The organism is Hydrogenophaga sp., assembly GCF_050182545.1.
In the GTDB taxonomy this organism is placed as follows: domain Bacteria; phylum Pseudomonadota; class Gammaproteobacteria; order Burkholderiales; family Burkholderiaceae_C; genus Hydrogenophaga.
Genome location: NZ_JBFXCD010000039.1, coordinates 1 through 4,003 on the forward strand (window position 1 = coordinate 1; position 4,003 = coordinate 4,003).

The window sequence follows — 4,003 nt, forward strand, 5'->3', positions numbered from 1 at the left end:
TGGTGCCGGAGCGCGGAATCGAACCGCGGACCTACTGATTACGAATCAGTTGCTCTACCGACTGAGCTACTCCGGCATGGAGCACGGCGGGCCTGGAACGGTACGCCGGTGCCGGGCGAGGGCCGCCCGACGGGGGCGCAATCATCGCAATGCGGCAGGCCTGCGTCAATCAAGCCGGGACGGCGGTTTCAGGCGTGGTTGCGGACGCGGATGACGATATCGACGGTGTCGGTGCGGGTGCCGGCCGGGGCGTCCGGCAGGTGGTCGATGACCACCGCGCCGGCGGGGACGTCGGTCAGGGTGCCGTCGTCGATATTGAAGAAGTGGTGGTGGGGGACGGTGTTCGAGTCGTAGAAGACCTTCGTGGCGTCGACCATGACTTCGCGCACCAGGCCTCGCTCGGCGAACAGGCCGAGGGTGTTGTAGACCGTGGCCTTGGATACCTGGGCGTCGTTCTCCTGCAGGCGTACCAGGACCTGGTCGGCCGACAGGTGCTGGTGCCGCTCCAGCAGCAGGCTGGCCACCTGCAGGCGCTGGGGCGTCGGCGAGATGCCGAAACGCTGCAGCAGCGCCGCGATTTCGTCGCGGCCCAAGGGGGAGATTCGCGTGGCCATGTCCATGGCCGGAAGTATACCGATAGCGGTCGACCTGTCCAGAACAGATGCGAATTATTTTCATTTACCTGTCGGGCGTGGGGTATCCCCAGGCGCCGGGCGGGCTGCGTGGTGTTCGCCGGGACCGCGTGAAGCGCTTCACAGCCCCGATGATCGACCGACCGTTCACGGCCCGAATTACGACGTTCAGCCGCTGCGGGGTGGATTCCGCCCGCGCGCCGTCGATACTCGCCGCCATGAAGCGACAAAGCGGTTTCAACATCATCGAGCTGATGGTCGCCATCGCGGTGTTCGGTGTGCTGCTCGGCGTCGGCATCCCCGGCGTGGAGAGCTACATCCAGAACGGCCGCATGACCACCCAGATCAATTCGCTCTCGACCGCCCTCTCCCACGCCCGCAGCGAGGCCATCAAGCTGAACCAGCGGGTGGTGGTGTGCGTCTCGGAGAATGGCACCAGTTGCGACGCGGTCGGCACCGGGAATGGCTGGAACAAGGGCTGGCTGGTGTTCGTGGACCGCAACGCCAACGGCGTGCTGAACAAGGGCGGCTCTGGGGTCGACGACTGCGCGCAAGGCGCCACCACCGACTGCCTGCTCTTCCAGCAGAAGGCTTTCGACGGCACCAATACGCTGACGCCTGCGGTGAGCGTCCCGGACGTGCTGGTCTACGTGGGCGACGGCTCGGTCCGCTGCAACACCGATTCCAGCCTCGCCACGCTCGAGAGCTGCCCCAACGCCACCACTTACTTCACGCTCTGCGACTTCCGCGGAGCCGCCCACGCCAAGGCGGTCGGGATCAGCAATACCGGCCGGATATCCTCACTCGACAAGCAGCCGAACGGGAGCGCGCTGACATGCCCATGACGCGCCGCCAGGGCGGCTTCACGCTGCTCGAAATCCTCATCGCGATCGTGATCTTCTCCATAGGCCTGCTCGGCATCGCCGGTCTGCAGGTCGCCGGCATGCGCTTCACCCATGGCTCGCAGCTGCGCTCCATCGCCGTGGCGCAGGCCGAGAGCATGTCCGATCTGATGCGCGCCAACGAGTTCGCCGTGCAGGCCGGCTACTACAACGTGCAGGAGGACATGCCGACATCGGCCTCTCCCGACTGTGCCGCGGTGGTGTGCGACGCGCAGCAGCGCGCCACCTACGACCTGGTCGCCTGGAACGTCCATACCGAGGGCGCACCGCTGCAGTCCAACGAGGACGTGCTGCCGTCCGGCACCGGCGTGGTGTGCCGCGACTCGACGCCCAATGACGGTGACAGCAGCGGCTGGTCCTGCGACAACGCAGGCGAGGTCTATGCCATCAAGATCCAATGGGTCGAACGCACGACCGGCAAGGACGATCTCGGCCGCAGCGGCAACGACGATGAAGACCAGGTGGTGCAGCGCCTGGTCATGACCGTGGTGCCGGGCCTGGATCTCAACTGAGGCGACAAGCGGAATGTTCCACATGGGCTCATCAATCACACGCCGCCAGGCCGGCATGACGCTGGTCGAGGTGATGGTCTCGATCACCGTGGGCCTGATCCTGCTGTCCGGTGTGGTCAGCATCTTCGTCAGCAACAAGACCGCCTATCGCCTGCAGGAAAGCACCAACGTGCTGGACGAGAACGCGCGCTACGCGCTGAACCAGATCCAGTACCACCTGCGCATGGGCGATCATTGGGGCGGCGTGGAAGCGGACTTCATCGACGTGGATGCGGATCTCGCCTCCCTGCCCATCGCGACCACCTGCACGCAGTCACCAGTAATCTCAACAGTAGGCTTCTTCGCGCTGGAAGGCGGCGCGAGTTCACCGCTGAGCTGCATTCCGGCGGCGGACTACATGCCCAACACCGACGTGCTGGTGGTGCGCTACGCCGATCCGGAACGCACCGTCACCGCCTCGCTGGTCGCCACCGACGTCTACCTGCGCGCAAAGGTCGGCGCGGCCGGCATTCTGTTCCTCGGCAACCAGGACATGACCGATCTACCGGGCGATCTCTACGAGAACCCGGAGCCGGAGACGCAAGCCAACTATGCGTTTCGCACCGTCATCTATTACATCCGCCGGTGCGCGTCCCAGGATCGTGGCACGGCCGGCGTGTGTGATGCCGCCGACGATACCACCCCCACCCTCGCGCGCCTGGTGCTGAACGGCACGAGCATGGTGCAGGAAGACGTGGTCGCGGGCGTGGAGCAGCTGCAGGCCACCTTCGGCGTGCTGACCGACGCACCCATCCCCACCACCCAGTATTTCAGCGCCACGACCATCACGGCCAACAACCAGTGGCCGAGTGTGGTGAACGTGCAGGTCTCGCTGATGGTGCGCGGCCCAGAGCGCGATGTCGCCTACACCGACGACCGCGACGACTTCGCGATGTACGGAGGGTTCACGTACGACCCGCCCACGGCCGACGAACAGTTCCACCGCAAGCAATTCAACTTCGCGGTGCAAGTCCGCAACAAGACGCGGGGCTAAGCCATGGGACGCCACTCCCCTTCCCTCACGACTCACGGCCAACGCGGCATTGCGCTGGTGATCACCCTGGTGCTGCTGCTGGTGATGACCATGATCGCGGTGGTCGCCATGCGCACCACGACGACCGATCTCAAGATGACCATCAACACGTCGCTGCAGCGCCGCGCCTTCCAGGCATCCGAGGGCGGTCGCACCGCCATCCGGCGAGTACTGGCGGCCAATCTCTACAACGGCGGCTGGCCACCCTCGGCCGGCGGCATTGCAGTTCGCGAATACGATGTGCCGGCCGAGATCGTACCGGTCGAACCCACGGCGCACTTCGATACCAACGAGAACGGCCTGCTGTCCGAGATTGGTCCGCCGACTTTCACCCGCGATCCCGACATCCAGTTCCGCGCCGATCCCGACGATGACGACACGGTGCAGAACACCGACATGTTCGCCGATATCTGGGTGACCTACCTGGGCACGCGCATCTGCGCGGGGTGCAGCGCGCAAGTGGACGCCAACACCACGGGCGCCGGCGCCGGCAACGGCAACTCCCACACGTTCCTGGACGTGCGTTCGCGCGGCACCGCGCCGGGCAACGCAGAGTTGATCACAGGCGCGGAATTCCGCGCCCTGGTGAAGTGAGCAGGCCGCGTCGCGGCGAGGACGACCCCATGATCGAACGCAGGATGACCCGTTTGGACCGTCTCAAGAATTTTGCCCAGGGCCTGGCGCTGAGCCTGGCTTTCCTGCCCGCTCTGCTCGCCATGCCGGTGCAGGCGGCGCAGCTCTCGGGCGCCATCATGGCAAACTACGCGGCCGGCCCTATCACCACCGTCGCCACGGTGACGCCGCTGGTGATGCTGTCCATGTCGCGCGACCACCAGTACTTCTTCAAGGCCTATAACGACTTCTCCGACGTCGACGCCGACGGTG

Annotated in this window: 6 protein-coding genes and 1 tRNA gene; 5 read left to right on the forward strand and 2 right to left on the reverse strand. The window is 65.6% G+C overall.

The features are described 5' to 3' along the window. Positions 1–76, reverse strand: a tRNA-Thr gene (locus tag AB7P10_RS20010). A gap of 112 nt (positions 77–188) precedes the next feature. After that, positions 189–620, reverse strand: coding sequence for a Fur family transcriptional regulator (locus AB7P10_RS20015; protein WP_428295599.1), 432 nt, complete (start codon positions 618–620; stop codon positions 189–191). A gap of 41 nt (positions 621–661) precedes the next feature. On the opposite strand from AB7P10_RS20015, the gene AB7P10_RS20020 reads away from it, so the two are divergent. The 5 genes from AB7P10_RS20020 to AB7P10_RS20040 form a co-directional block, all read left to right on the forward strand. Further along, on the forward strand, positions 662–1,477 hold the full coding sequence (locus tag AB7P10_RS20020) for a GspH/FimT family pseudopilin (protein WP_428295600.1): 816 nt from the start codon (positions 662–664) through the stop codon (positions 1,475–1,477). Then, entirely contained in the window at positions 1,468–2,046 is a 579-nt protein-coding gene (pilV, locus tag AB7P10_RS20025) for a type IV pilus modification protein PilV (protein ID WP_428295601.1), read from the forward strand. The genes AB7P10_RS20020 and pilV overlap by 10 nt, the downstream gene beginning before the upstream one ends. A gap of 22 nt (positions 2,047–2,068) precedes the next feature. Next, on the forward strand, positions 2,069–3,079 hold the full coding sequence (locus AB7P10_RS20030) for a PilW family protein (protein ID WP_428295602.1): 1,011 nt from the start codon (positions 2,069–2,071) through the stop codon (positions 3,077–3,079). A gap of 3 nt (positions 3,080–3,082) precedes the next feature. Next, a complete protein-coding gene (locus AB7P10_RS20035; protein WP_428295603.1) occupies positions 3,083–3,712 on the forward strand; it encodes a pilus assembly PilX family protein in 630 nt (209 codons plus the stop codon). A 44-nt stretch (positions 3,713–3,756) separates the two neighbouring features. After that, positions 3,757–4,003 (forward strand): hypothetical protein (locus AB7P10_RS20040; protein ID WP_428295604.1); only part of this gene is annotated, 247 nt, incomplete at its 3' end.

Coding starts and splice junctions, on each gene's coding strand:
- AB7P10_RS20035 (WP_428295603.1), top strand. CDS start 3,083: ATGGGACGCCACTCCCCTTCCCTCACGACTCACGGCCAACGCGGCATT.
- AB7P10_RS20020 (WP_428295600.1), top strand. CDS start 662: ATGCGAATTATTTTCATTTACCTGTCGGGCGTGGGGTATCCCCAGGCG.
- AB7P10_RS20015 (WP_428295599.1), bottom strand. CDS start 620: ATGGACATGGCCACGCGAATCTCCCCCTTGGGCCGCGACGAAATCGCG.
- pilV (WP_428295601.1), top strand. CDS start 1,468: ATGCCCATGACGCGCCGCCAGGGCGGCTTCACGCTGCTCGAAATCCTC.
- AB7P10_RS20030 (WP_428295602.1), top strand. CDS start 2,069: ATGGGCTCATCAATCACACGCCGCCAGGCCGGCATGACGCTGGTCGAG.